This is a genomic window from Anaeromyxobacter dehalogenans 2CP-C, from assembly GCF_000013385.1.
GTDB lineage: Bacteria > Myxococcota > Myxococcia > Myxococcales > Anaeromyxobacteraceae > Anaeromyxobacter > Anaeromyxobacter dehalogenans_B.
In genome coordinates, this window is the sequence record NC_007760.1 from 2,659,004 (window position 1) to 2,683,539 (window position 24,536).

The 24,536-nt window shown below is 76.2% G+C and carries 23 protein-coding genes; 7 read left to right on the forward strand and 16 right to left on the reverse strand.

Annotated features, from left to right (window positions below; translation table 11 throughout):
* Nucleotides 1-18: 18 nt before the first annotated feature.
* Nucleotides 19-1,419 carry a VWA domain-containing protein gene (locus ADEH_RS12190; protein ID WP_011421408.1) on the reverse strand — a complete coding sequence of 467 codons (1,401 nt, stop codon included), beginning with the start codon at nt 1,417-1,419 and terminating at the stop codon, nt 19-21.
* An 89-nt stretch (nt 1,420-1,508) separates the two neighbouring features.
* Between ADEH_RS12190 and ADEH_RS12195 the strand changes: the two genes are divergently transcribed.
* Nucleotides 1,509-2,759: a M48 family metallopeptidase gene (locus ADEH_RS12195; protein ID WP_041453515.1), complete on the forward strand. Its 1,251-nt coding sequence runs from the start codon at nt 1,509-1,511 to the stop codon at nt 2,757-2,759.
* A gap of 30 nt (nt 2,760-2,789) precedes the next feature.
* On the opposite strand, the gene ADEH_RS12200 is transcribed toward ADEH_RS12195, so the two are convergent.
* From ADEH_RS12200 to ADEH_RS12235, 8 genes are all read right to left on the reverse strand, one after another.
* Nucleotides 2,790-3,980, reverse strand: coding sequence for a TonB family protein (locus tag ADEH_RS12200; protein WP_232287265.1), 1,191 nt, complete (start codon nt 3,978-3,980; stop codon nt 2,790-2,792).
* Between the two features lie 158 nt (nt 3,981-4,138).
* On the reverse strand, nt 4,139-5,929 hold the full coding sequence (locus tag ADEH_RS12205; protein ID WP_011421411.1) for an AMP-binding protein: 1,791 nt from the start codon (nt 5,927-5,929) through the stop codon (nt 4,139-4,141).
* 105 nt (nt 5,930-6,034) lie between these two features.
* Nucleotides 6,035-7,351: a class I SAM-dependent RNA methyltransferase gene (locus tag ADEH_RS12210; protein ID WP_011421412.1), complete on the reverse strand. Its 1,317-nt coding sequence runs from the start codon at nt 7,349-7,351 to the stop codon at nt 6,035-6,037.
* A gap of 39 nt (nt 7,352-7,390) precedes the next feature.
* Nucleotides 7,391-7,747, reverse strand: a complete 357-nt coding sequence (locus ADEH_RS12215) for a TIGR02266 family protein (RefSeq protein WP_011421413.1) — start codon at nt 7,745-7,747, stop codon at nt 7,391-7,393.
* A 14-nt stretch (nt 7,748-7,761) separates the two neighbouring features.
* The gene (locus ADEH_RS12220) at nt 7,762-8,553 is read right to left on the reverse strand and encodes an SAM hydrolase/SAM-dependent halogenase family protein (RefSeq protein WP_011421414.1); all 792 of its coding nucleotides are present in this window, start codon (nt 8,551-8,553) and stop codon (nt 7,762-7,764) included.
* Nucleotides 8,554-8,591: 38 nt separating this feature from the next.
* Nucleotides 8,592-9,251 (reverse strand): 3-oxoacid CoA-transferase subunit B, encoded by a 660-nt coding sequence (locus tag ADEH_RS12225; RefSeq protein ID WP_011421415.1) that lies wholly within the window; start codon nt 9,249-9,251, stop codon nt 8,592-8,594.
* A gap of 14 nt (nt 9,252-9,265) precedes the next feature.
* Nucleotides 9,266-9,967: a CoA transferase subunit A gene (locus ADEH_RS12230; RefSeq protein ID WP_011421416.1), complete on the reverse strand. Its 702-nt coding sequence runs from the start codon at nt 9,965-9,967 to the stop codon at nt 9,266-9,268.
* A gap of 9 nt (nt 9,968-9,976) precedes the next feature.
* The gene (locus ADEH_RS12235) at nt 9,977-11,158 is read right to left on the reverse strand and encodes an acetyl-CoA C-acetyltransferase (RefSeq protein ID WP_011421417.1); all 1,182 of its coding nucleotides are present in this window, start codon (nt 11,156-11,158) and stop codon (nt 9,977-9,979) included.
* A gap of 246 nt (nt 11,159-11,404) precedes the next feature.
* Between ADEH_RS12235 and ADEH_RS12240 the strand changes: the two genes are divergently transcribed.
* Nucleotides 11,405-12,307, forward strand: coding sequence for an isoaspartyl peptidase/L-asparaginase family protein (locus ADEH_RS12240; protein ID WP_011421418.1), 903 nt, complete (start codon nt 11,405-11,407; stop codon nt 12,305-12,307).
* Nucleotides 12,308-12,332: 25 nt separating this feature from the next.
* Here ADEH_RS12240 and ADEH_RS12245 read toward each other — a convergent pair whose 3' ends face one another.
* From ADEH_RS12245 to ADEH_RS12260, 4 genes are all read right to left on the reverse strand, one after another.
* Nucleotides 12,333-13,028, reverse strand: coding sequence for a head GIN domain-containing protein (locus tag ADEH_RS12245; protein ID WP_011421419.1), 696 nt, complete (start codon nt 13,026-13,028; stop codon nt 12,333-12,335).
* A gap of 122 nt (nt 13,029-13,150) precedes the next feature.
* Nucleotides 13,151-13,930, reverse strand: coding sequence for a slipin family protein (locus tag ADEH_RS12250; RefSeq protein ID WP_011421420.1), 780 nt, complete (start codon nt 13,928-13,930; stop codon nt 13,151-13,153).
* Nucleotides 13,931-13,985: 55 nt separating this feature from the next.
* Nucleotides 13,986-15,404 carry an NfeD family protein gene (locus ADEH_RS12255; RefSeq protein WP_011421421.1) on the reverse strand — a complete coding sequence of 473 codons (1,419 nt, stop codon included), beginning with the start codon at nt 15,402-15,404 and terminating at the stop codon, nt 13,986-13,988.
* Between the two features lie 2 nt (nt 15,405-15,406).
* On the reverse strand, nt 15,407-16,063 hold the full coding sequence (locus ADEH_RS12260) for a uracil-DNA glycosylase (RefSeq protein ID WP_232287266.1): 657 nt from the start codon (nt 16,061-16,063) through the stop codon (nt 15,407-15,409).
* A gap of 262 nt (nt 16,064-16,325) precedes the next feature.
* Between ADEH_RS12260 and ADEH_RS12265 the strand changes: the two genes are divergently transcribed.
* Nucleotides 16,326-17,270: a zinc dependent phospholipase C family protein gene (locus ADEH_RS12265; RefSeq protein WP_011421423.1), complete on the forward strand. Its 945-nt coding sequence runs from the start codon at nt 16,326-16,328 to the stop codon at nt 17,268-17,270.
* 94 nt (nt 17,271-17,364) lie between these two features.
* Here the strand turns inward: ADEH_RS12265 and coaBC are convergent, their stop codons facing one another.
* On the reverse strand, nt 17,365-18,582 hold the full coding sequence (coaBC, locus tag ADEH_RS12270; protein WP_011421424.1) for a bifunctional phosphopantothenoylcysteine decarboxylase/phosphopantothenate--cysteine ligase CoaBC: 1,218 nt from the start codon (nt 18,580-18,582) through the stop codon (nt 17,365-17,367).
* Between the two features lie 74 nt (nt 18,583-18,656).
* On the opposite strand from coaBC, the gene ADEH_RS12275 reads away from it, so the two are divergent.
* From ADEH_RS12275 to ADEH_RS12285, 3 genes are all read left to right on the forward strand, one after another.
* Complete coding sequence (locus ADEH_RS12275) at nt 18,657-19,736, forward strand: CPBP family intramembrane glutamic endopeptidase (protein ID WP_011421425.1); 1,080 nt, start codon at nt 18,657-18,659, stop codon at nt 19,734-19,736.
* A gap of 77 nt (nt 19,737-19,813) precedes the next feature.
* The gene (locus ADEH_RS12280) at nt 19,814-20,359 is read left to right on the forward strand and encodes a hypothetical protein (RefSeq protein ID WP_011421426.1); all 546 of its coding nucleotides are present in this window, start codon (nt 19,814-19,816) and stop codon (nt 20,357-20,359) included.
* A 109-nt stretch (nt 20,360-20,468) separates the two neighbouring features.
* A complete protein-coding gene (locus tag ADEH_RS12285; RefSeq protein ID WP_041453881.1) occupies nt 20,469-20,993 on the forward strand; it encodes a PAS domain-containing protein in 525 nt (174 codons plus the stop codon).
* Between the two features lie 42 nt (nt 20,994-21,035).
* Here the strand turns inward: ADEH_RS12285 and ADEH_RS12290 are convergent, their stop codons facing one another.
* Both ADEH_RS12290 and ADEH_RS12295 read right to left on the reverse strand, forming a co-directional pair.
* On the reverse strand, nt 21,036-22,238 hold the full coding sequence (locus tag ADEH_RS12290; RefSeq protein WP_011421428.1) for a class I SAM-dependent rRNA methyltransferase: 1,203 nt from the start codon (nt 22,236-22,238) through the stop codon (nt 21,036-21,038).
* Entirely contained in the window at nt 22,235-23,575 is a 1,341-nt protein-coding gene (locus ADEH_RS12295; RefSeq protein ID WP_011421429.1) for a radical SAM protein, read from the reverse strand. The genes ADEH_RS12290 and ADEH_RS12295 overlap by 4 nt, the downstream gene beginning before the upstream one ends.
* 305 nt (nt 23,576-23,880) lie before the next feature.
* Between ADEH_RS12295 and ADEH_RS12300 the strand changes: the two genes are divergently transcribed.
* Complete coding sequence (locus ADEH_RS12300) at nt 23,881-24,525, forward strand: sigma-70 family RNA polymerase sigma factor (protein WP_011421430.1); 645 nt, start codon at nt 23,881-23,883, stop codon at nt 24,523-24,525.
* The last annotated feature ends 11 nt before the right edge of the window (nt 24,526-24,536 follow it).

The window sequence follows — 24,536 nt, forward strand, 5'->3', positions numbered from 1 at the left end:
GGGGGGCGGGCCGGCGGGTCAGCGGCCGGGCACCAGCGCGTCGGCGATCCCCTCCAGCTCGGCCAGCGTGGTCACCGGGGCGACGCGGTCGCAGTGGGCCGCGTAGAGCGGCAGCTCGCTGTCGCCGGTGCCCCACAGGTGCCGCGGCTCGGGGCACATCCACAGCACGCGGCGGGCCCGCCGGCGCAGCTCCTCCAGCACCCAGGCCTCCGGGGGGTTGTAGTTGTTCCGGCCGTCGCCGATGACGAGCACGGTGGTGCGCCGGGTGACGGCGGGCAGCGCGTCGCGGTGGAACGTGCGCAGCGCGCGCCCGTAGTTGGAGTTGGCCGCGAGGCTCACCGCCCGCGCGGCCACCGCGAGGTCCGCGGCGCGGGCCGGCTCGCGCTCGGCCCGGAGCTGCGCGGTCACCTCGGCGAGGTCGGCCACGAACACGAACGTGCGGACGCGGCTGAACAGCGACTGCATGGTGTAGAGGAACAGCAGCATCAGCCGGGTGACGTGGCGCACCGACTCGGAGACGTCGCACAGGACCACCACGTCCGGTCGCTGCGGGCGCCGCCGCCGGAACACCACCTGCGCCGGGAAGCCTCCGAGGCCCAGGTTGCGCCGGAGCGTCCGCCGGACCGCCAGGACGCCGCGGCGCCGGCTCCGGTCGCGCCGCACCAGCCGGCTCTTCAGCCGCTCGGCGAGCCGCTTCACGGCGCGCTCGGTGCGCGCGATCTCGTCGCGCGAGATCGGCGCGAGGCCGCCGCGCCCCTGCTCCGCGCGCCGCACGCTGCGCGCGCCGGCCTCCAGCTCCGCCCAGCGCCGGGCGGCGTCCTCGACGCGCCGGAGCACCCCGGCGACCCGCTCCGAGACGAGCTGGAGCTTCGCCGCGTCCAGCCCGCGCGCCCGCAGCGCCTGCTCCAGCGCGGCCGCGTCGGCCGGGAGCGCCGCGCCGCCCGCAGCCGCGAGCAGGCGGCGGCCCTGGAAGCCGGTGGCGCCGGCGCTCGCCAGCGCGGCGAAGTCGAGCTGCTGCGCGGCCGCGCGGAGCAGCCGGGCCAGGAGCGCGGGATCCCCCTGGAGCGCGGCGAGGGCGAGCGGGCTCATCGCCGAGGCCAGCTCGCCCAGCGTCCAGGCGACCATCTCCAGGTCGTCGGGCTCGAGCAGCCCCTGCTCCTCCAGCTCGGCGAGCAGCCCGCGCTCGGCCCCCGCCACCAGGCGTCCCATGCCGGAGAACAGGAGGTCGAAGAGCGCCTCGAACACCGGCACGTCCGCGGCGCGCTTCACCAGGGTGGCGCGCAGGGCGGCCTTGAACGCGCCCCGATCCTCGACGCCCACCAGCGCGCCGGCGGCGACCGCGTCGGCCACCTCGGCGGGCGACACGCGCACGCCGTTCGCGCGCAGGAGCCGGGCGAGCTCGGAGACCAGGGCGTCCACCCGGCGAGTCTAACCGGACCGGCCGGGCGGCGCGGCGGGACGGCGGGGCCGGCTGCGCGCGCGCCGGGGCCGGTGTATGACGGGAGGCCATGGGACCGCTGGTCGTGCCCGTCTTCCTGGCGCTGTTCGCCGTCCAGCTGGCGGTGGAGACCGGCCTGCTCGCGCTCAACCTCCGCCACGTCCGGCGCGAGCGGGGCGTGCCGTCGCCGCTCGCGGGCCAGGTGAGCGACGAGACCGCGGCGCGGAGCCGCGCCTACACGCTCGCGAACGGGCGGCTGGCGCTCGTGGACGGGCTGTCCTCGGCGGCGGCCACGCTCGCGGTGCTGTTCTCGGGCCTGCTGCCCTGGCTCGACCGCGCCGTCTCGGCGCGCCTGGCGGGCCCCCACCGCTTCGTGGCGTACCTGATGCTGCTCGCCATGGGGGGCGCCGCGATCGCGCTCCCCTTCTCCGCCTGGCGCACGTTCGTCACCGAGGCCCGCTTCGGCTTCAACCGGACCAGCCTGGCGACCTGGCTCGGCGACCGCGCCCGGGGCGTCGCGCTCCAGGCGCTGATCGGGATCCCCATCCTCTACGCGGTCTACGGGTTCATGCGCTTCGCCGGCGCGCACTGGTGGCTGTGGCTGTTCGCGTTCCTGGTGGTGGTGCAGGTGCTGCTCCTCTGGGCCTGGCCCACGCTCATCGCGCCCCTGTTCAACCGGTTCCAGCCGCTGCCGGAGGGGCCGCTCCGCGAGCGGCTCGACGCGCTGGCGCGCGAGGCGGGGTTCGCGAACCGGGGGCTGTTCGTGATGGACGCGTCGCGCCGCTCCGGCCACTCGAACGCGTACTTCACCGGGATCTTCCGGCCGCGCATCGTGCTGTTCGACACGCTGGTGGCGAGCATGAGCGTGGACGAGGCGGCGAGCGTGCTGGCGCACGAGATCGGCCACTACCGCCGGCACCACGTGCACCGCGGCCTGGCGCTGTCGCTCGCCGGCACGCTCGTCATGCTGTTCGTGCTCTCGCGGATCGTGCCGTGGCCGCCGCTCTACACCGCCTTCGGCTTCGACGGCCCCTCGCTCCACGCGGCGGTCGCGCTCCTCTCGCTGTGCGGCGGCGCGTTCGTGTTCTGGCTGGCGCCGCTCGCCGCGCAGATGTCCCGCCGCCACGAATACGAGGCGGACCGCTACGCGATCGCGCTGGCGCGGGCGCCGGACGCGCTCGCGAGCGCGCTCGTGCGCCTGAACGGCGAGAACCTCTCCAACCTGCACCCGCACCCCTGGTACAGCGCCTGGCACTACAGCCACCCGACGCTGGTCGAGCGGCTGGAGGCGATCCGGGCGCAGGCCGCCGCCGCCGGCTGAGCGCCGGGGGCCGCCCGAGGCCCCGCGGCGCTACTCGTCGAAGCGGATGGGCATCACCACCCAGAGCCGGGTGGGCTTGCCCGCCGCGTCGGCGCCGGGCGCGAAGCGGCAGCCGCGCACCGCCGTCCAGATCGCGTCGGCGACGCGGCGGTCGGGCAGGTCGCCCATCACCTGGAACAGCCCCACCGTCCCGTCCTTCGCGACCGCGAAGCGCACCGTCACCGGCCCGCTCACCCGCTCGCGCGCGTCGCGCGGCAGCCGGATCGCGTCCTGCACGCAGCGCGGGACCTGGAGGTTCGGCTTGCGGAACCCGGCCGCCGCGTAGCGGGGCGCGTCCTCCACCGGGGTGGCGCCGGCGGGCGGCGGGGGCAGCGGCACGTCGGCCCAGGCGCCGCGATCGGCGCCGGCGTGATCCAGCGACACGACCGTGGCGGGCCCGACCGAGCCCGCGCCGCGCGACGGGGCCGGGTCCTCGACGCCCCCCGCGGCGCGCTCCGGCGCCCGCCCGGCAGGGGGACGCGGCGCGGGCGCGGGGGACGGCTGCTCGCGGGCGGCGCGCGCCAGGCGCGCGCGCGCCGGAGGCGGCTCCGCGGATGGCGCGGCGACCGCCGGGGGCAGCGTGCGGGCGGCGACAGCGGGCGCCGGCACAGGCGCGACCGCGAGCGCGGCGGGCTCGAGGGGCGGCGCGTCCGCTCGGCCCGAGCCTGTCGAAGGACCAGCGGCGAGCGCCGGCGCGGCGGGCGGCCCCGCGGCGGGCGGGGCGGCGTCGGGGGCCGGCGCGGCGCGCTCCAGCTTCCGGGCCTGCCACACGAACGCGACCACCGCGGCCAGGCACAGCGCGGCGATGCCGCCCAGCACCGGCGCGGCGCCGCGGCGAGGGGTGACGCGCGCGAAGGCGGGGCCGGCCGCCGGGCCGCGGTAGCGCGCCCGCTCCGCGACCGCGGGCGTGGCGGCGGTGGGCGAAGGCGGCTCCGGGTCGCCGCCCAGGTCGAGGTCCTCGAAGCTCGCCTCTGCGCCTGCGGGCGCCGGCGGCGCGTCGTCGTCGAACCCGAGCGCCTGCGCGAGCGGCACGGCCGGCGCCGGCGCGACGTCCGGGAGCGGCGGGGGCGCCGCGGGCGGCCGCTTCGCGCGGCCGGCGGCGGCGGCGGGCGAGGCCGGGTACCCGCACGCGCAGCGGGGCGCGCCGTCGGCCACCTCGCCGCCGCAGCGTGCGCACGTCACGATTGGTGAATCCATCGCGCCCCCCTCACCTCGGACCGATGGTCTGGCTTGTAGCAGCCGCCCCGTCCCGCCCCAAGTCGCGCGGGTGGGGTCCACGTGACGGGTCGTGGGACCCGCGCGCACCTCGGGCGAGAGCGACGGCGACGGTGGGCCGGCGCCTACACCGCGCCGTACAGCCGGGCGAGCGAGGGCGCCAGCCAGTCGAGGAGCGCGTCGCGCTTCACCTTCAGCGTCGGCGTGACGAGCGCGGGGTGCTCGTGCGGCGCGCCCGGGATCACCAGCAGCCGCTTGGGCTTCTCGAACTCGCTGAACGCGGCCAGCGCCGCGCGGGCGCGCGGGAGGAGCTCCTCGGCCGCGTCCTTGCCGGCGGCGGCGAGGCGGGCCAGCTCCTCCCTGGCGACGAACACCGCCGCGGCCACGAACGGCCGTCCCTCGCCGAGCAGCACCGCGCCCTGGAACGGCTCGGCGGCGGCGATGGCCTGCTCCACCGGCTCCGGCGACACCTTCTTGCCGGTGGAGAGCACCATGAGGTTCTTCTTCCGGCCGTCGATCCGGAGCGCGCCGTCGGGCTCCTCGCACCCGACGTCGCCGGTGCGGAAGAACCCGTCGTCGGTGTAGGCGCCCTCGGCGTCCTCCGGCTCGAGGTAGCCGGTGAACAGGAGCGGGCCGCGCACCTGCAGCTCGCCGTCGGGCGCGAAGCGCAGGTCGTGCTCGGGCGTCGGGTACCCGGCGCTGCCGGCCCGGCGCGGGCCGGAGAACAGGTTGGACGAGATGAGGCCGGCCGTCTCGCTCATGCCGTAGAGCTCGACCATGGGGATGCCGAGCCCCTCGTAGAACCGGAACAGCGCCGGCGCGGCCGGGGCGCCGCCCGCGAACACGCCGCGGATGCGGCCGCCGAGCTTGGCCCGCACGGCGCGCCCCACCAGCCGGTCGGCGAGGCGCGCGAGGAGGCGGTCGCCGATCCGCCGCGACCCGTCCACCCGCACGCGCACGGCCGCGTCCAGCGCGCGGCGGGCGAGCGCGCGCGCCGGCGCGGGCAGCGCGTCCACCCGCGCCAGCACGCCGGCGCGGATCCGCTCGTACACGAGCGGCACCGAGAACAGGTAGGTGGGGTGCAGCTCGAGCGCGCGCTCGATGTCCTCGCGCCGGGCGGTCATGGCGAGCGCGTGGCCCTGGGCGAGCGCCAGCGTGAACTGCGCGTGGCCGGCCACGTGCGCGAACGGCAAGAAGTGCACGCCCAGGTCGTCCTCGGTGGTGCCGACCGGCAGCGTCCCGCCCTCCACCGCGTGCACCATCGCGCGCTGCGGCAGCCGGACGCCCTTGGGCCGGCCGGTGGTGCCGCTCGTGAACAGCAGCAGGAACGGGTCCTCCTCGCCCACCGAGGCGGCGAGCGCGGCGTGCTCCGCGGCGTCGAGGCCGGGCGCGCGCGGCCCGATCGCGTCCTCGAGCGCGGCGGCCGAGAGGCCGGGCGCGAGCGACGCCTCCGGGAGCGGCGCGCCGGAGAGGACCACCCGCAGGCCGGCGGCGGCGAGCTCGCCGGCGATGGGCGCGAGCTTCTCCCAGCCCTGCGCGCCCGAGACCAGCACCACCACCGGGCGCACCCGCCGCGCGATCCCCTGGGCCGCCTCGGCCGAGAGGCTCGCGAACAGGGCGGCCGTCTCGGCGCGGAGGATCTGCGCCCCGAGCGCCACCAGCTGCCACTCGGGCGAGTTGTCGGCGAGCAGGAGGATGCGCGTCCCCGGGCCGACGCCGTGCGCGCGCAGGAACGCGGCCGCGCGGCCCACGCCGGCGCGGAACGCGGCGAACGTCACGGCGCGCGGGGCCGCGCCGGGGACGGCCGGGTCGAAGAACCGGATGAACGCCTTGTCCGGGAGCCGCGCCGCGGTGTGCTCGAGCATGGCCGGCAGCGTGCGGGCGGCGTAACGATGGATGGGGAGTCGCGTGGGCATGGGGGCTGGCCGGTGGCCGGTGCGAGCCTGCCCTGGGCGTGTCACGACGGTGTCACGGCGGGAACGGCCGGTGCGCGCGGCCCGGTGCCGCAAGCCCACCCGGCGCTACCGCTCCAGCAGCGCCACGCCCTCCACGTGGTGCGTCTGCGGGAACATGTCCACCGGGACCACGGCCGCCACGCGGTAGCCCGCCTCGACGCAGGCGCGCAGGTCGCGCGCGAACGTGGCCGGGTCGCAGGAGACGTAGACGGCCCGCGGGACGCCCAGGTCGCGGAGCGCGGGCCCGATCCCCCGCGCCCCCTCGCGCGGCGGATCGAGCAGCGCCGCGCCGAAGCGCCGCGCCCCCGGCCCGGACTCGCGGCCGAACGCGCGCGCCAGCGCCAGCGCGTCGCCCGCGAAGAAGCGCACGTTCCGGCCGCCCAGGTCGGCGCGGGCGAGGTCGAGCGCCGGCCCCTGCACCTCGATCGCCGACACGCTCCGCGCCCGGTCCGAGAGCGGCCCGGTGAAGTTCCCCGCCCCGCAGTACAGCTCGAGGACGTCCTCGCCTTCGGGCGCGAGCAGGTCGAGCGCGGTCTCCACCAGCCGCGCGTTCGCGCCGCGGTTCGCCTGCTGGAAGACGTCCGGCCGCGAGCGCTGCGTCCCGGCCTCCGGCCGGCCCGGCGCGCGCGCATGCCGCAGCACCGGGTCGCCGGCCGTCACCGGCTGGCCGCCCTCCGCCTGGAGCACGAGCCCCTGCAGCGCCGGCACCTCCCGGAGCAGCGCCTCGGCGCGGGTGCGCACCGGCGAGGTCACCTCCGGCAGGAGCAGCCACGCCGCCCCCCGCCCGGCGGCCTCGGACCACTCCAGCGCCACCTCGCGCGGGGAGAGCCGCGCGGCGGCGAGCGCCGGCCCGACCGCCTCCCGCAGCGCGTCGAGCCCGGGCTCGAGCAGGTGGCACTCCCGCAGCCGGACCGGCTCGTGCGAGCGCCGGCGGAAGAACACCAGCCGGCCGGCGGCGCGGTCGTGGTGGAACTTGGCGCGGGCGCGGTAGCGCAGGGGCGACGGCGAAGGGACGATGGGACGCGCCGGGTAGCTGCCCGGCTCGAGCTTGCCGATGCGGCGCAGCGCCTCGTGGAGCGCCCGCTCCTTCGCGGCGAGCTGCACCGGGTAGGCGACGTGCAGCCACTCGCAGCCGCCGCAGGCGGCGTCCGCCGACGGGCCCGGGCCGAAGTGGCGGCACGGCGGCGCGAGGCGGGCCTCGCCGGGCGCGGAGAGCTCGACGAGCGCGCCGTGCGCGGTGGCGGCGCCGGGGCGCGGCGCCGGGACCTCGGCCACGACCCGGTCGCCGGGCGCGGTCCAGGGGACGAACACGGTCAGCTCGCCGTGGCGGCCCACGCCCTCGCCGCCGGGGGCGAGCGCCTCGATGGTCAGCGGGATGCGCACGCGCCGGGGATAACACGGGCCGGGGCGAACTTCAGCCGGTCAGCTCTCGTCGAGATCGTGGCGCAACCGCGAGACGAACGCCTCCAGCTCCCGCCGCCGCGGCTCGTCCACGCTGGTGAACTCGATGCCCATGCCCGGCACGACGTTCACGGTGTTGCCGAACGGGCTGACGCGGGTGACGCGGCCATCCAGGTGGTACGGGAACGACGCGCCGGGGAGCTGGATCAGGATCTTGACCGCCGTGCCGACCGGCAGCGGGTTGCGCGTGTTGATGAACAGCCCGCCCTGGCTGATGTCGGTGGCCCAGTCGCTGAGGAAGGCCCCCACCGTCCGGTAGGCCACGGGGATCTCGTGGTGAAGGCGCGCGGAGCGCCGCTTCTTCTCGGACGGCGTCATCCGCGAAAACTGTATCAGGGGCCCACGGCCGGGCCAAGAACGAGGCGGACCGGGAGCCCGCCGGCGCCTCCCAGCCGCGCGGCCGCGCTCCCCTCGCGGATGGCCAGCTCCACCCGTCCGCCGCTCCCCACGAGCGCGACCAGCTCGCCCGGCGCCCCCTCCCCGAACGTCCGGACCCAGCGCGCCGGCTGGTCGCCCGCGAACGCGGCGGTGACCGCCGCGCCGCCCAGGTCGGCCGCGCGGATCGAGGTCACCACGTTCCCGAACCGGTCGGCGGCCAGCGCCACCCCGCGCACCGCGCCCCCGGCGACCTCGGCCGCGGGCCACTCGAGCCGCACCGGATCGGCCACCTCCCGGCCGAGCGCCGCGGGCGTCCCGCCGCGGGCGAGGTAGATGGCCGCCGGCGCGAACAGGTCGCGGCCGTGGAACGTGGCGGTGCGCGGCGGCGCCAGGACGCCGCCGGTGCCGAGCGCCCAGGCGCGCGCCCCCGGGCCGAGGAAGGGCGTGAGCAGCCCGTTGTCCGGCCCGAGCAGCCGCCGCCCCTCGGGATCGACCACGCACAGCGCCCGGCGCGCGGTGCCGACCCCCGGGTCCACCACGGCGAGGTGGACCGCCTCCCGGGGGAACCAGGGCAGGCAGGCCTCGAGCATGAGCGCGCCGGCGAGGACGTCGAACGCGGGCACCTCGTGCGACACGTCCACCAGGCGGGCGTCGGGGAACGCGACGAGCAGCACCGCCTTCATCTGCGCCGGGAACCCCGAGCCGGCGCCGAAGTCGGTGGTGAGCGTGAACAGCGGACCGGCCACGGGGTGCCCTCCCCGCCCCGCGCCCGGGGCGGCGGCGCTCACGCCTGCTGCATGGTCCGCAGGTCGGGCGCGACGATGAGCTTCGGCTCGGTGAGCGCCTGCACCGACTCGACGGTCTCGCCCGGCGCGAGCTCCCGCAGCACCAGGCCGTCCTTGCTCACGTCCAGCCAGGCGCGGTCGGTGCAGATCGACGACACGCAGCGGAGGCCGGTGATGGGCAGGGTGCACTGGCGGAGGATCTTCGGCTTCCCGTCCTTGGTGGCGTGGTCCATCATCACCACCACCCGCTTCGCGCCGGCGACGAGGTCCATGCCGCCGCCCATGCCCTTCACCATCTTGCCCGGCACCAGCCAGTTGGCGAGGTCGCCGCGCTCCGACACCTCGAGCGCGCCGAGGATGGCGAGGTCGATGTGGCCGCCCCGGATCATCGCGAACGACTCGGCGGAGGAGAAGAACGCGGCGCCCTTCACCACCGTGACCGTCTCCTTGCCGGCGTTGATGAGGTCCGGGTCCAGCTCGTCCTCGCGCGGGTACGGGCCCACGCCCAGGATCCCGTTCTCCGACTGCAGCACCACCTCGACGCCGGGCGGCACGAAGTTGGAGACGAGCGTGGGCATCCCGATGCCGAGGTTCACGTAGAAGCCGTCGCGCAGCTCGCGGGCCACGCGCGCGGCGATCTGCTCTCGGTTGAGCGGCATCGCTTCGCTCCTCCCTACGCCGTCGCCGGACGGACCGTCCGCCGCTCGATCCACTTCTCGTACCGCTCGCCGCGGACCACCCGCCTCACGTAGATGCTGGGCGTGTGGACGAGGTCCGGGTCGAGCGCGCCCGGCTCGACCACCTCCTCCGCCTCCGCCACCGTGATCGCCGCGGCGGCGGCCATCATCGGCTGGAAGTTGCGGGTGGTCTTCCGGTACACGAGGTTGCCCCAGGTGTCCGCCTTCCAGGCCTTCAGGAAGGCGAAGTCGGCCTTGAGCGGCAGCTCCAGCAGGTACTCGCGGCCGGACAGCAGCCGCGTCTCCTTGCCCTCCGCCACCTGCGTGCCGACGCCGGTGGCGGTGTAGAAGCCGCCGATGCCGGCCCCGCCGGCGCGGATGCGCTCGGCGAGCGTGCCCTGCGGCACCAGCTCCACCTCCAGCTCGCCGGAGAGGAACTGGCGCTCGAACTCCTTGTTCTCGCCGACGTAGGACGCGACGATCTTGCGGATCTGCCGCGCCTTCAGCAGCACGCCCAGCCCGAGCTCGGTCGTGCCGCAGTTGTTCGAGACGAGCACCAGGTCGCGCACGCCCTTGCGGTGCAGCGCGAGGATCAGGTTCTCCGGGTTCCCGCACAGGCCGAACCCGCCCACCATGATGGTGGCCCCGTCCTTCACGTCCGCGACCGCGGCGTCGGCCGACTCGACCAGCTTGTTCATCCGCCCCTCCTACCGCTCCACCACCACCGCGACCGCCTCGCCGCCGCCGATGCAGAGCGAGGCGACGCCGCGCCGGCGATCGAGGTCCTTCATGGCCTGGAGCAGCGTCACCAGGATGCGCGCGCCGGACGCGCCGATGGGGTGACCGAGCACCACCGCGCCGCCGCGCACGTTCACCTTGCGCGAGTCGAGGCCGAGCAGCGCGTTGTTGGCGATCGAGACCACTGCGAACGCCTCGTTGATCTCCCACAGGTCCACGTCCGAGACCTGGAGCCGCGCCTTCGCCAGCGTGGTCCGGATCGCGTCCGCCGGGGCGATGGTGAACTCCACCGGCGCCCGCGCGGCGCCGCCCCAGGCGCGCAGGCGCCCGAGCACCGGCAGCCCCTCGCGCGCGGCCCGCTCGGCGCTCGCGAGCACCAGCGCCGCCGCGCCGTCGTTGATGGACGAGGAGCTGGCGGCGGTGACGGTGCCGTCCTTCTTGAACGAGGGCCGGAGCGAAGGGATCTTCTCCGGGCGCGCGCCCTTCGGCCCGTCGTCCTCGCTCACGACCGTCTTCTCGCCCTTCTTGCCCTCGATCTCCACCGGGACGATCTCGGCCTTGAACGCCCCCGCCTTCCACGCCTCGACGGCGCGGCGGGTGGACTCGATCGCGTACTCGTCCTGCGCGGCGCGGGAGATCCCCTGGGTGGTGGCGCAGTGCTCGGCGCACATGCCCATGTGCTGCTGGCCGTACACGTCCCAGAGGCCGTCGTGGATCATGCCGTCCACGAGCTCCACGTTGCCCATCCGCGCGCCGGTCCGCGCGGTCCGATCGTAGTACGGCACGTTCGACATCGACTCCATGCCGCCCGCCACCACCACGTCGGCGTCGCCGAGCGCGATGGCCTGCGCGGCGGAGATCACCGCCTTCAGCCCGGAGCCGCACACCTTGTTGAGCGTCCAGGCGGGCGTCTTCTCCGGGAGGCCCGCGTAGATCGCGGCCTGCCGGGCCGGGGCCTGCCCCTCGCCCGCCTGGAGCACGTTGCCCATCACCACCTCGTCCACCGCCGAGGGCTCCACGCCGGCGCGCGCGAGCGCGGCGCGGATGGCCACCGCGCCGAGGCGCGGGGCGGTGACGGAGGCGAGCGAGCCGAGGAAGGAGCCGATGGGCGTGCGCGCCGCCCCGACGATGACCACTTCGCGTCCGGTCATGGTGACCTCTGGGTGAGGGGACCCGCCCAAGGGACCTCGGGCGGCGCCCCGAAGATAGGAAGGCGTTTCCCCGCTCGTCAACCAATCGTCGGAGCCCGGCGCCGCGGGCCGCGCCCCGTCCGGTTCGTTGCGGCGGCGGCGCGGATCTGCGTCCCCGCGTGCGCAGGGGCGCATCCGCGCGCCGAGGCAGATCGCGCCGCGCGCCGGCTTGCCCGGGCCGGCCGCCCGCCGCTACGCTCCCTGCCCATGACGACGTCACGGACGGTCACACCGGTGCTCGTGGTCCACGGCGGCGCGGGGCAGCGCACCCCCGACCGCGCGAGCGACGCGCCGCGGCTCGAGGGGCTCCGCCGCGCCTGCGAGGCCGGCTGGCAGGTCCTCTCCCGGGGCGGCGCCGCCCTCGACGCGGTGGAGGCCGCGGTCCGCGTCCTGGAGGACGACCCGCTGTTCAACGCCGGCCGGGGCGCCGCGCTCACCGCCGAGGGGACGGTCGAGCTCGACGCGTCCATCATGGACGGCGCCACGCTGGCCTGCGGGGCGGTCGCGGCCGTCCGCGACGTGGCGAACCCGGTGACGCTCGCCCGGGCGGTGATGGAGCGCTCGCCGCACGTGCTGCTCGCCGGCGAGGGCGCGTCGGCGCTCGCCCGCGAGGTGGGGATCCCGGCCTGCGACCCCGCGGCGCTCGTCACGCCCGCGCAGCGGGCCCGCTTCGAGGCCGAGCGCGCCGCGGCGCGCGGGGAGCCGGGGCACGGGACCGTCGGCGCGGCGGCGCGGGACGCGCGCGGCCACCTCGCCGCGGCCACCTCCACCGGCGGGATGATGCTGAAGCGCGCCGGCCGGGTGGGCGACACGCCCATCATCGGGGCCGGCACCTACGCGGACGACGCCTCGGCGGCCGTCTCCTGCACCGGCCACGGCGAGCGCGTCATCCAGGTGACCCTGGCGCGGTACGCGGCCGACCGGGTGGCGGCCGGCGCCGCGCCGGCGGACGCGGCCCGCGAGGCGGTGCGGATGCTCGCCGCGCGCGTGCAGGGCGAGGGCGGGCTCATCCTGGTGGGGCCGGAGGGCGAGCCCGGGTTCGCGTACTGCACCGAGGCCATGAGCCGCGCCTGGATCGGCCAGGACGGGGTGGTGCACGCGGACGTGTGAGCCTCGCCCGGCCGGGCCCGCGCGCCTACCCGCGGGTGATGCGGCCCGAGCCGGCCACGGCGGCCTGCTCCACCCGGCCCTCGCCCCACCAGCGGAGATCGCCGGAGCCGGCCACCGACGCGCGGAGCGTGCCGCCGGAGAGGGTCAGCTCGGCGTCGCCCGAGCCGGCGATCTGCACCACCGCGTCGTGCGCCACGAGCCGGCGGCCCAGCACCTCGCCGGAGCCCTTCACCGCCGCGTCCAGGCGCTCGGCGCGGCCGTCCAGCTCGGCGGACCCGGAGCCGGCGAGCTGGACCCGCAGCTTGCCGGCGGTGCCGGTCCAGCGCAGGTGGCCGGAGCCGGCCATGGTGAGCTCCTGATCGCCGTGCGCGCCGTCCACCGACGCGTTGCCGGAGCCGGCCAGCGAGAGCCGCTCGAGGCCGGGGACGGTGACCTCCACCCGCGCGCCGCGGAACGAGCGGAGGTCGCGCTCGTTGCGGATGGAGAGCGTGCCGCCGCGGACCTCGGTGACGATCAGCGGCTGCAGGTTCTCGTCGGCCACCACCACCACCGACTGGGCCGGCCCGACCTTCACCTCGAGGTCGAGCGAGCCGGCGAGCTGGATGCCCTGGAAGGCCGGGACCTCCCGGCGCTGGCGCACCACGTGCCCGTCGCCGTCCACGGCGGCGGCGGAGAGGGGCGCGGCCAGGGCGGCGAGGGCGGCGACGACGGCGAGGCGCATGCGGAGTCCTCCGACATCAGGTGCGGGCGCGGGAGAGCGCGGCGGCACCGCCGCGCTCCCCGCACCGGGTCCTCTCTCCCCAGAGCGGACCCCGGCCCATACGCGCCGTGCTCGCGCCTATTTCACCCCTCCGTCCTGGCCCCCCCGGGGAGGCGCGCGGCGGCGTCCATGAACGGCTTCACGATGTCGAGCGGCAGCGGGAACACGATGGTCGAGTTCTTCTCGGCGGAGATCTCGACCAGCGTCTGGAGGTAGCGGAGCTGCAGCGCGCCGGGGGAGCGGGCGATGACGTCGGCCGCCTGGCCCAGCTTCTCGGCGGCCTGGTACTCGCCCTCGGCGGCGATGACCTTGGACCGCCGCTCGCGCTCCGCCTCCGCCTGCTTGGCCATGGCGCGGCGCATCTCGTCGGGGAGGTCCACCTGCTTCACCTCCACCGCGGTCACCTTCACGCCCCACGGCTCGGTGTGGCGGTCGATGATCTCCTGGAGCTGCCGGTTGATCTTGTCGCGCTGGCTGAGCAGGTCGTCGAGCTCCACCTGGCCGAGCACCGAGCGCAGCGTGGTCTGCGCGAACTGGCTGGTCGCGAACAGGAAGTCGGTGACCTGGAGGAAGGCCCGATCGGCCTGCAGCACGCGGAAGTAGATGACCGCGTTCACCTTCACCGACACGTTGTCGCGCGTGATGACGTCCTGCGGCGGCACCTGCTCGGCCGTGATGCGCATGTCGATGATGATCATCCGGTCGATGAACGGGACGATCCACTTCAGGCCCGCGGTGCGGATCCCGGCGAAGCGCCCGAGCCGCAGCACCACGCCCTGCTCGTACTCGTTCACGATCCGGATGCCGGACAGCACGTACAGGACCACCAGCGCGACCGGGACGGCGACTCCGAGGAGCGGCATGCTTTCCTCCCTGCGGCCACGTCACCACGGGTGAGCGGCGCGCGTCCGCTCCGTTCTAGCCGTTCCCGGGCCCCGCGGCCACCACCGTGACCGTGAGCCCCTCCACGGCCACCACCCGCACCGCGGCGCCGCGCGGGATGGGCGCGGCGCTGCGCGCCTGCCAGTACTCACCGTGAACGAACGCCTCGCCCGCGGCCGGGCCGATCTCGGAGAGCGCCTCGCCGGGCGCGCCCACCAGCGCGGGCGCGCCCAGCTGCAGCGGGGCCCGGCGCACGCGGGCCACGTTCCAGGCCATGAACGCGAGCAGCAGCGCCAGGGCGGCCGGCGTGGGCCAGATCACCCACGGTGAGAGCCGGAGCGCGCCCGGGTCGAACCAGTCCCCCGGCGCGGAGGTGTTCACGAAGAACAGCGTCCCGAGCACCAGGCAGGCGGCGCCGGCCAGCCCGGCCAGCCCGTGCGCGGTGACGTACGCCTCGGCGACGAGCAGCCCCACGCCGGCGAGCAGCAGGATCACCGCCCCCACGTTCACCGGGATGACGCGCATGGCGAGGAACGCGAGGAACAGGCAGAAGCCGCCCACCGCGCCGGGGAAGATCATGCCCGGGTGGTAGAACTCCACCGCGATCCCGAGCATCCCCACCAGCATCAGGATCGCCATGACGTTCGGGTCGGCGAGGAACCCGAGCAGCCGCTGCCGGACCGTCGGCTCGTACGGCTCGATCGCCGCGCCCGCCACCTTCAGCGGGCGCGCCGCGGCCCCCTGCCCCACCTTCCGGCCGTCGGCCTTCGCGAGCAGCTCGGGCAGGTCGGCGGCCGTCAGGTCCGCCACCTTCAGCCGCAGCGCCTCCTCGGCGGTGACCGACACGCTCTCGCGCACCGCCTTCTCGGCCCAGTCGGCGTTCCGACCGCGGGCGGCCGCGACGCTGCGCGCGAAGGCGGCGGTGTCGTTCTCCACCTTCTTCGCCATGTCCTTCCCGGCCTCCTCGGCGACGTCCTTGCCGGCGCCGGTGACCGGGTGCGCCGCGCCGATGTTGGAGGTCGGGTGCATCGCCGCCACGTCGGCGGCGAGCGTGAGGAACACGCCGGCCGAGCCGGCCCGCGCGCCGGCCGGGCCGACCCACACGATCACCGGCACCTCTGTGGCGAGCATGGCCTGGACGATCTCGCGCGTCGCGTCGAGCTGGCCGCCGGGCGTGTCGAGCGTCACCACCAGCGCGGCGAACCCGCCGGTGCGGGCGCGCGCCAGGGCCGCCTCGAGGTACTCGACCGTGCCGCCGGTGATGGGACCCTTCACCGCCGCGGAGAGGACCCGGGCCGGCGCGGCGGCCGGCGGCGCGGGCGGGGGCGCGGCGGCCCCGGCCGCGCGCGCGGCCAGGCCGGCGGCGACCAGCGCGGCGCACGCGAGCGGCAGCGCGGCGCGGGCGCGGCGGGGAACGGCGGACCTCGCGGCGCGGGCGATCTCGCCGTGGCGCATGCTCACCTCCCGGGTGGCGGCCTGCCCAGCTCCTTCATGACGAGCTGCAGGTCCTCCCATGCCTTCTTCTTCTCCTCGGGGCTGCGCAGGAGATAGGCGGGGTGGAACGTGGGCATGAGCCGGATGCCCTCGTACTCGCGCCAGCCGCCCCGGAGCCGGGTGATGGGCGTCGTGTCCCGCAGGAGCGTCTGCGCCGCGAACTTGCCCAGCGCGACCACGACCCGCGGCCGGATGGCGGCGAGCTGGGCGCGCAGGAACGGCTCGCACGCCTCGATCTCGTCCGGCTCCGGGTTGCGGTTCCCGGGCGGGCGGCACTTCACCACGTTCGCGATGTAGACCTGCTCGCGCTGGTACCCCATCGCCTGGATCATCTTCGTCAGGAGCTGGCCGGCCTTCCCGACGAACGGCTCTCCCTCGCGATCCTCGTCCGCGCCCGGCCCCTCGCCCACGAACACGAGCTCGGCGTGGGGGTTCCCCACCCCGAACACGAGCGTGGTGCGGCCGCCGGCGAGCTTGCAGCGGCGGCAGTCGCCGAGCGCGTCGCGGACCTGGACGAGCGCCTCGCTCCCGCAGCCCTTCTCCCCGGCAGCGGACGGGCGGGAGGTTGCTTCCTGGGTTCCTGCGGGCGGGGTGTCCTGACCAGGAGGAGGGGTGGTCACCGGGGCGGTACCCACCGGCGCGCCGCCCCCGACCGCACGGCCGGCCGGCCGGGCATGCGCGGCCGCCGCCGGCGGTTCCACCGGCAGCGACGGCCTCGGAACCTCCCGGACGCCGGCCGCCTCCAACCAGCGCAGGTGCCGCGCCAGCTCGGCCGCGACCTCCGACACCGCCTCCCCTGAACGCGCTTCGCCCACCTTACCCTCGAAAAATCAGGAAGCTCGCGTTGCGACCGCCGCCGCGCGAAACCTAGAATCGACCCCGATGAAGCTGCTCCGCCTGCTCCTCCCCGCCACGCTCGCAGCCGCCGCCGTCGCCATCCTCGCCTGGCCCTCCGACGCCCAGGCGTGGGGGCCGCTGGCGCACCTCAACTTCTCGGCGCAGGCCCTCGCGAACCTGGGCGTGGCGCAGCCCTCGCTGCGCATGGTGCTGCAGGACTTCGGCAACGAGTTCCTCTACGGCTCCCTCGCGGCGGACATCGTGGTGGGCAAGAACATGGCCCGCTACCTGTACCACTGTCACAACTGGCGCGTGGGCTTCAACGTGTTCAAGCAGGCGAGGCCCGGGGCCGAGCAGGCCTTCGCGCTCGGCTTCCTCGCGCACCTCTCCGCGGACACGGTCGCGCACAACTACTTCGTGCCGTTCAAGACGGTCGCCTCGTTCCACAAGACCAACACCCGCCACGCCTACTGGGAGCTGCGCTACGACCGCCGCATGGACCGCGACCTGTCGCGGCTGGCGCGCCAGGTGTCCACCCGCGCCATCCGCGGCCACGACGACTTCCTGGCGCGCACGCTCACCGGCGCGTCGGTGATCCCGTTCGGCGTCTCGCGACAGCTGTTCCGCTCGCTGCTGGTGAGCGCGCGCATGGGCGGGTTCCACCACGTCTCGCGGCTGGCGCTGGCGCGCGAGCGCAACCTGGTGCTCGAGCCCGACCTCGTCACCGAGACGAACGAGCTCGCGGTGCAGGCCATCCTCGGGCTGCTCGCCGAGGGCGAGCGCAGCCAGGCGGCCCGGGCCGACGCCACCGGCGCGCGCAACATCCGGCTCGCGACCGACCTCCGCAAGCAGCTGAAGGAGCGGACCGTGCACCACCGGATCCCGTTCCGCGACGCGGCCGACATCGCCGAGGAGACGCGCCTCAGCTTCCGGCGCGGCATCCACGGCAAGCTGATCCTGCCGCCGTCGATCGCGAAGCTCGCCGCGTGATGCGGCTCCCTCGACTCCGCGCGGCCACAGGCCGCGCTACGCTCGGGATGAGCGAACCGGCCCGCTCGGCCTGAGCTCGTCGAAGGCCGAGCGCTCAGCCTCGCGGGCGGCGCGCGTCGAGCACCGGCAGGATCCAGTCGAGGATCGCCTCGGCGACCTTGTCCTTCGTCCCCTCGATCTCGGCCAGCTCGGCGGCGGAGACGAGCGCCACGCGGTTGGTGTCGCCGCCGAAGCCGGCGCCCGGGGCGCCGACCTTGTTCGCGACCACCAGGTCGCAGCGCTTGCCCTTCAGCTTCTCGCGGGCGCGCGCGATGACCTCCTCGGTCTCCGCGGCGAACCCCACCAGCACCGGCGCGCCGGGCTTGCCGGCGTGGCGCGCGCCCAGCCCGGCCAGGATGTCCGGCGTGCGGGCGAGCACGAGCGTCTCGTCGCCGGGCTTCTTCTTGAGCTTGTGCGCGGCGGGCGCGGCGGGCCGGTAGTCCGAGACGGCGGCCGCGCCCACGAACAGGTCCATCTCCGCCTGGGCCGCATCGACCGCGCGCGCCATCTCCTCGGCGGTCTCGACGCGCACCACCTCGACGCCGGCCGGGTCCTCGAGCGCGGTGGGCCCGGAGACGAGCGTGACCTGCGCGCCCCGCCGGGCCGCCACCCGCGCGACCGCGTAGCCCATCTTGCCGGACGAGGGGTTGGACACGAAGCGGACCGGGTCGATGGGCTCGCGGGTCGGCCCGGCGGTGACGAGCACCTTGCGCCCGGCCAGGTCCTGGCGCCCCAGCAGCCGCGCGGCGGCGAGCGCGATCTCCTGCGGCTCGGCGAGCCGCCCCTCGCCCACGTCGCCGTCGGCGAGCAGCCCCGCGGCCGGGCCGACCACGTGCATCCCGCGCGCCCGCAGCGCGGCCAGGTTCTCCTGCACCGCGACGTTGCGCCACATGCGCGTGTTCATGGCCGGGGCGAGGAGCACCGGGCAGGTGGCGGCGAGCACCGCGGTGGTGACCGCGTCGTCGGCCATGCCGGCGCGGATCCGCGCGATCAGGTCCGCCGTGGCGGGCGCCACCACCACCAGGTCGGCGACGCGCGCCATCTCCAGGTGGCCGTAGGTGAGGTCCTTCGCCGGCTCGAAGAGGTCGGTGAGCACCGGCGCGCCGGACAGCGCCTGGAACGTGAGCGGGGCCACGAACCGGGTCGCGGCCGGGGTCATGGCGACGCGCACCTCGCCGTGGCCCTTCACGATGAGTCTCGTGAGGTCGCAGGCCTTGTACGCGGCGATGCCGCCGCCCACGCACACCACCACCGTCCGGTTGCGGAAGTCCATGCGCGCATCTTACCCGCGTTCCGGCGCCGACGAGGGCGCGCGCGCGGCGGCCCGCGCGGCTATCATCCGCCCGAGTGGATCCCACCCGTCCCGGCCCGTCGCAGGGCGACGCGGCCCCGCCCCCGCCGCCGCCGCCTCCCTCCCCGGCGCTCTCGCCGCCGCCCGGCGAGGCGGCGCCCGCGGCCGCGCCGTTCCGCAAGAGCGGGCTCGCGTTCTTCGCGGTGCTCCTGCTGCTGTACGGCCCCGGCATCCTCGCCCAGCAGCTCCACCCGGCGGCGGGCCTGGCCTGGAGCGAGGTGTTCGTGTTCCTGCTGCCGGCGTTCGCGGCCGCGCTCGGCTCGAACCTGCGCCCGGTCCCGTACCTCGGCCTGGGCCGCCCGGCCGGCGTCCCCCTGGCGCTCGCGGCGCTGGCCGGCGCGGCGGGGTTCCTGGTGGCGAACGCGCTCATGTTCGCGTGGGTGGAGGTGCTCCCGCCGCGGATCACCGAGCTGTTCGACGTCGGCCGGCTCTTCGACACGCCGGGGGCGGAGCGGTACGCCATCGCGGCGGCGGCGGCGCTCCTCGCCCCGGTGTGCGAGGAGATCGCGTTCCGCGGCTACCTGCAGCGCACGGTGGCCATCCGCCGCGGCCCGGCGGCCGGCCTGGCGGCGGGCACGATCTTCTTCGCGCTCCTGCACCTCGATCCGGTCCGCCTCCCCGCGCTCCTGCTGCAGGGCCTCCTGTTCGGCTGGCTGGCGCTGCGCAGCGGCAACACCTGGAACGCGGTCGCCGCGCACGCGATGAACAACGCGCTCGCGGCGGGGGCCGCGCTCGCCGGCGCCGGCTCGGGCGCGGACGAGGCCGCCGCCTCGCCGGCCGCCGGGCAGATGGTGGCGACGCTGGTGACCGGCGGCGTGGCGCTGGCGCTGCTGCTGCGCGCGTTCCGGAACGCGACGCCCCCGCCGCCGCCCGCCGCGGCCGCGCTGGAGCGGCGCGATCCGGTGCAGCCGTCGCTCCGGTTCCGCCTGGCGAGGTTGCCGCAGGGCATCTGGGCGACCGCGTCGCTCGGCATGACCCTGCTCGCGGCGCTCGCGCTCGTGGTCGCGCTGGGGGGCGGGCGCCACCCTCCCCCGGCGGCGCCGCCCGGTCCGGCCCCCACCGTGCCTGCTCCTTGAGGCCTTCCCCCCACCGCGATGCGGTCCCGGCCGCCTCGGCCCGTTACCTTGTCCCTTCGACCTCCCCGGAGCCCCGCGTGAACCGGACCCTCCTCGTCACCGCCAGCCTCGCCGCGCTGCTCGCCGCCGCTCCCGCCCTGGGAGAGCGCGAGCGCGGCCCCTCCACCCCGGCCGAGCGCCGCAAGGCGGTCGAGGTCACCCGCCGCCTCGAGCGCGAGCCGCTCGCGCGCCGCGCCGCGGCCGATCGCCGCTGGCTGCTGCAGTGGATCGTGGAGATCCCGGACATCCAGGTGCGCGGCTGCTCGGGCCCGCTCGACCCGCTCGCCGAGGACGACGGCAACCGCTTCGGGAAGATCCTCTACGTGCAGTCGGTGTTCGGGATGGCCGTCTTCCAGATCGAGCACCCGCGCAGCGCCGACGACTGGCTGGCGGTGCAGACCGCGGGCGTGGAGAGCGTGCTGCGCACCTACCGGTCGCTGCTGCGCGCGCGCCCGCAGGCCCGCTGGGACGAGCTCGACGCGCTGCTCGCGGCGCAGCGGCGCGGCCGCCTCCCGGCGCTGCTCGAGGAAGCCATGGAAGGCTGCGACGAGCCCGCCGGCCCGGCGCCGGGCGACGCGATCTGACGCAGCGGATCACGCGTCGTGGATGTACGCCGCGGCCGCACCGCGGCGCTCGGTCGCGCGGCTCCGTCCGGGCGTTGACGCGCCGGGGCGGCGGCCGCACGCTCGCGGCATGAAGGTCGTCTGCTCCTACTGCCACCGGCTGCTGCGGGAGTCGCCCGGCGAGGCCGTCGGCGTGAGCCACGGCATGTGCCCCGACTGCGACGCGTACTTCGCGAAGCTGTGGGGCGGGCTGAAGCTGGGCGAGTACCTCGACCTGCTGCCGGTGCCGGTCATGGTGGTGGACGGCGGCGGGCGCGTCGTGGCGGCGAGCGAGCGGCTCGCGGACGTGCTGAACCGGCCCCGGGCCGACCTGCGCGGCCTGCGCTGCGGCGAGGCGATGGCCTGCTCCCGCTCGCGCCTCCCCGGCGGCTGCGGCAAGGCGGAGCACTGCCGCGAGTGCACCATCCGCCGCACGGTGGACGAGGTGCACGAGACCGGCCACTCCGTCGCCGGGGCGCGCGCCTGGGTCAAGACGGACGCCGGGCGCGTGCCGGTGACGATCTCGGCGCGGCCGGCCCAGGGCTTCGTCGAGGTGACGCTGGACGAGGAGCCCGGCGCGCTCGCGGAGGCGCTCCACCGCCAGCCGCCGCGCTGAGCTCGCGGCTCGACGGGATCGGCGCGCGCGCCGCCGCGGGAGCTACCCGGCGCGGCGCAGCACCATGCACTTCAGGTAGCGGCCCTCGCGGAACTGCAGCGAGACCGGGTGATCCGGCGGCTGCCGGGTCTCGGCCACCAGCGCGAGGTCCACCCGCGCCTTGTAGGCCGCCTCCTTCACCGCGTCGGCGAACTGCTCCGCCGAGACGCGCGCCGAGCAGCTCGCGGTCACGAGGAGCCCGCCCGGCGCGAGCACCGCGAGCGCGGCGCGGTTCAGCGACGCGTAGCCGGCCAGCGCGCCCTCCACCGCCTTCTGCGACTTCGCGAACGCGGGCGGGTCGCACACCACCAGGTCGAAGCGGCGCCCCTCGCGCTTGTAGCGGGCGAGCAGCTCGAAGCAGTCCTCGGCGGCGAACGCGTGGTCGGCGGCGTCGAGGCCGTTCGCGCGGAAGTTCTCGCGCGCGAGCGCGATGGCGTCGCGGTCCACGTCCACCGTGACCACGTGCCCGGCGCCGCCCAGCGCCGCCGCCACCGAGAAGCCCCCGGTGTAGCCGAACAGGTTGAGCGCCTCGGCCCGGCCGCGGGCCAGGTCGCGCACCATCCGCCGGTTCTCGCGCTGGTCCAGGAAGTGGCCGGTCTTCTGCCCGCGCCGCACGTCCACCAGCACCTTCATCCCGTGCTCGTCGATGGCGATGCGCTCCGGCGGCTCCGCCCCCCACAGCACGCGCCCGCTCCCGCCGCCCTCGCCCTCGTCCTGGTCGTCGCGCGGGATCTCGTCGCGGCCGAACACGCCGGCGACGCCCTCCTGCTCGGCGTGGAGCGCCTCGACGATCTCGGCGCGGTGCGGGGTGAGGCCGGCCGAGTAGAGCTTCAGCACCACGTGGCGGTCGTAGCGGTCGGCGACCACGCCCGGCAGCGCGTCGCCCTCGCCGTGCACCACGCGGTAGCCGGTGGTGTCGCGCACCAGTTCCCGGCGCAGCGCCACCGCCCGCGCCACCCGCCGGCGCCAGAAGGCCGCGTCGATGGCCTCGGCCGGCTCGCGGGTGAGGATGCGCACCGAGATGGCGGAGTGCGGATCGTAGTAGCCGCGGGCGACGAAGCGGCCGTCCTCGGTGACGTCCACGATCGTGCCCGCCGGCAGCCGCGCCGGCGCGCGCTCCACCGCCTTGCGGAACACCCAGGGGTGCCCGGCGCGCAGGTGGCGCGCCAGGTCCTTGCGCAGCGGCAGCTCGGCCTCGGCCTTCATCGCGCCTCCGTGCGGCGGCGCCGGGCCGGCGGGGCCGGGCGCGCGCGCGCCCCCCGCTCGCCCCGCGCGCGGGAGAAGTTGCCCACCACCAGCCCCGGCCGCGCCCGCTTCAGCGCGCGCACCAGCGCCGGGATGCCCAGCGCCCCGCCGGGCGCGCCGCGGTCGCGGGCGATGGCCATGTAGACGTCCGGGTCGATGGCGAGCGGCCGGGTCTGCACCTGGTCCACCCCGGTCTCCGCCACCAGGCGGCACAGCCGCTCCGCCTCGCCGGCGCGATCGGTGACGCCGGGGAACGTGAGCAGGTTGAGCGCCACGTAGGCGCCGCCCGCCTTCGCCGCGCGCACCGCGCGCACCACGTCCTCGAGCGCGTAGCCGGTGGGCCGGTAGTAGGCGGCGTAGAGGTCCGGCGAGGCGCTGTTGAGCGAGACGCGCACCGACTCCAGCCCGGCCGCGATCAGCCGCGCCAGTGCCTCGGGCAGCGAGCCGTTCGTGTTCGCGTGCAGCGTGCCGCGCCGGGTCCGCGCGCGGATGAGCCGGATGGCCTTCTCGATCTCCTTCCAGCGCAGCAGCGGCTCGCCCTCGCAGCCCTGGCCGAAGGAGATCATCACGCGGCCGGTGGCGCGCTCCAGGTGGCGCACCGCCACGTCGGCCATCTCCTCGGCGGTGGGCGGCCGCGCGATCCGCTCGTGCGAGGACGGCGGCATGCCCTCGTCCTGCTCGGACAGGCAGCCCACGCAGGCGGCGTTGCACGCGGCCGACGACGGGATGGCGCCCTCGTCGCGGGCGTAGAACGTGTTCTGCGCGGTGAAGCAGCGCCACTCCAGCGCGCACCGCGCCAGCTGGCGGTAGATGGGGTTGCCGGTCGCGACCAGCCGCTCGACCCTGGCCGGCAGGTCCGGGGTGGAGTGGCGCGACGGGTCCCAGTGCGCGCGGCGGTCGGTGTGGAGCGCCCACACCACCGGCCCGTCCTCGCCCAGGCCCGCCGCGGTGTAGGCCCACTGCGGGAGCGTGGGCGCCTCGTCCACCGTGGCGAGCGGCGGGCGCGCCGCGGCCGGGAGCAGCGTCCGCGTGTAGCCCGGCGGGAGCGTGGCCCCGACCGCGTGCGGCACGAGGCGCCGGCGCCCGACCTTCACCTCGTGCAGCACCACCTGCGCGCCGGTCTCCGGGTCCACGCCGACGGGGCGCCGCCCCGGGAGCAGGCACAGCGTCGCGCCGTCCGGCAGCGGGAGCGCGCGCTCCGCGGGGCGCAGGATCGCGTCGCCGCTGCGCGCGGCCGCGAGCAGCGTCGGGTGGTCGTAGACCGTGCCCCGGTCGTCGGCGAAGAGGAGTCTCGGCATGGGCGTCGTGCGATCCACCCGCCGGGGCGCGGCGGCGGGCCGAGGGTCTTACCACGCCGGCGCGCGCCGCGCCGGGGCCGCGGGGACCCCCTGCCGGCTCCCGCGCCCGGGGCTTACGGCCCCGGGCGGCGGGATGCTAGGAATCCCGAGTCCTTTCCGCGTGCTCGCCCTCTCCCCCTCCGGTCCTGCGGCCGGACGGACGGCGCGCGGGAATCTCCCCGGCCGATGGGCCGTTTCCCAGGTCGAGTGGCCTGAATCGGAAGCGGGTGCGCGTCGTCCGGGATTAGATCGAGATCAAGCCCGAAATGTTCGACCTCCGACAGAACGACCTGACCCGCGACGAGTTCCAGGAGCTCGCGCTCAAGCACATCGACCCCCTCTACTCGGCGGCGCTGCGGCTCACGAAGAACGACCGCGACGCCGAGGACCTGGTCCAGGACACGTTCCTGCGCGCCTACCGCTTCTTCGACAAGTTCGAGCGCGGCACCAACATCAAGGCGTGGCTGTTCAAGATCCTGACCAACACCTTCATCAACCGGTATCGACGGTCGGTGAAGGAGCGCAACATCGTCGAGGGGTCGGAGCGCGACGCCGTGCACGAGCGGTTCGTGTCGCGCGAGGCGGCCGAGTACGCGGCCAACCCGGAGCAGTACTTCTTCGACCGGCTCCTCTCCGACGACGTCCTGAAGGCGGTGGACTCGCTGCCCATCGACTTCCGGATGGTCGTGATCCTCGCGGACCTGCAGGAGTTCTCGTACAAGGAGATCGCCGAGATCCTCGACGTCCCGGTGGGCACGGTGATGAGCCGGCTGTACCGTGGACGCCGGCTGTTGCAGAAGGCGCTGGCGAGCTACGCCGTGGTCTCCGGGGTGATCCAGCTGCCGGAGTCCGACGACGGCGAGAGCATCGACCTCGAGACGTACCGGCGCCGCCGCGGCAAGTCGGCCTAGGATCCCGGCCA

What these genes read in the sequence shown, in the direction of transcription:
- ADEH_RS12225 (WP_011421415.1), bottom strand. Translation starts at nt 9,251, where the DNA reads ATGCCGCTCAACCGAGAGCAGATCGCCGCGCGCGTGGCCCGCGAGCTG.
- ADEH_RS12205 (WP_011421411.1), bottom strand. Translation starts at nt 5,929, where the DNA reads ATGCCCACGCGACTCCCCATCCATCGTTACGCCGCCCGCACGCTGCCG.
- ADEH_RS12295 (WP_011421429.1), bottom strand. Translation starts at nt 23,575, where the DNA reads ATGCCGAGACTCCTCTTCGCCGACGACCGGGGCACGGTCTACGACCAC.
- ADEH_RS12265 (WP_011421423.1), top strand. Translation starts at nt 16,326, where the DNA reads ATGAAGCTGCTCCGCCTGCTCCTCCCCGCCACGCTCGCAGCCGCCGCC.
- ADEH_RS12235 (WP_011421417.1), bottom strand. Translation starts at nt 11,158, where the DNA reads ATGACCGGACGCGAAGTGGTCATCGTCGGGGCGGCGCGCACGCCCATC.
- coaBC (WP_011421424.1), bottom strand. Translation starts at nt 18,582, where the DNA reads ATGGACTTCCGCAACCGGACGGTGGTGGTGTGCGTGGGCGGCGGCATC.
- ADEH_RS12255 (WP_011421421.1), bottom strand. Translation starts at nt 15,404, where the DNA reads ATGCGCCACGGCGAGATCGCCCGCGCCGCGAGGTCCGCCGTTCCCCGC.
- ADEH_RS12230 (WP_011421416.1), bottom strand. Translation starts at nt 9,967, where the DNA reads ATGAACAAGCTGGTCGAGTCGGCCGACGCCGCGGTCGCGGACGTGAAG.
- ADEH_RS12250 (WP_011421420.1), bottom strand. Translation starts at nt 13,930, where the DNA reads ATGCCGCTCCTCGGAGTCGCCGTCCCGGTCGCGCTGGTGGTCCTGTAC.
- ADEH_RS12245 (WP_011421419.1), bottom strand. Translation starts at nt 13,028, where the DNA reads ATGCGCCTCGCCGTCGTCGCCGCCCTCGCCGCCCTGGCCGCGCCCCTC.
- ADEH_RS12215 (WP_011421413.1), bottom strand. Translation starts at nt 7,747, where the DNA reads ATGACGCCGTCCGAGAAGAAGCGGCGCTCCGCGCGCCTTCACCACGAG.
- ADEH_RS12285 (WP_041453881.1), top strand. Translation starts at nt 20,469, where the DNA reads ATGAAGGTCGTCTGCTCCTACTGCCACCGGCTGCTGCGGGAGTCGCCC.
- ADEH_RS12240 (WP_011421418.1), top strand. Translation starts at nt 11,405, where the DNA reads ATGACGACGTCACGGACGGTCACACCGGTGCTCGTGGTCCACGGCGGC.
- ADEH_RS12195 (WP_041453515.1), top strand. Translation starts at nt 1,509, where the DNA reads ATGGGACCGCTGGTCGTGCCCGTCTTCCTGGCGCTGTTCGCCGTCCAG.
- ADEH_RS12290 (WP_011421428.1), bottom strand. Translation starts at nt 22,238, where the DNA reads ATGAAGGCCGAGGCCGAGCTGCCGCTGCGCAAGGACCTGGCGCGCCAC.
- ADEH_RS12300 (WP_011421430.1), top strand. Translation starts at nt 23,881, where the DNA reads ATGTTCGACCTCCGACAGAACGACCTGACCCGCGACGAGTTCCAGGAG.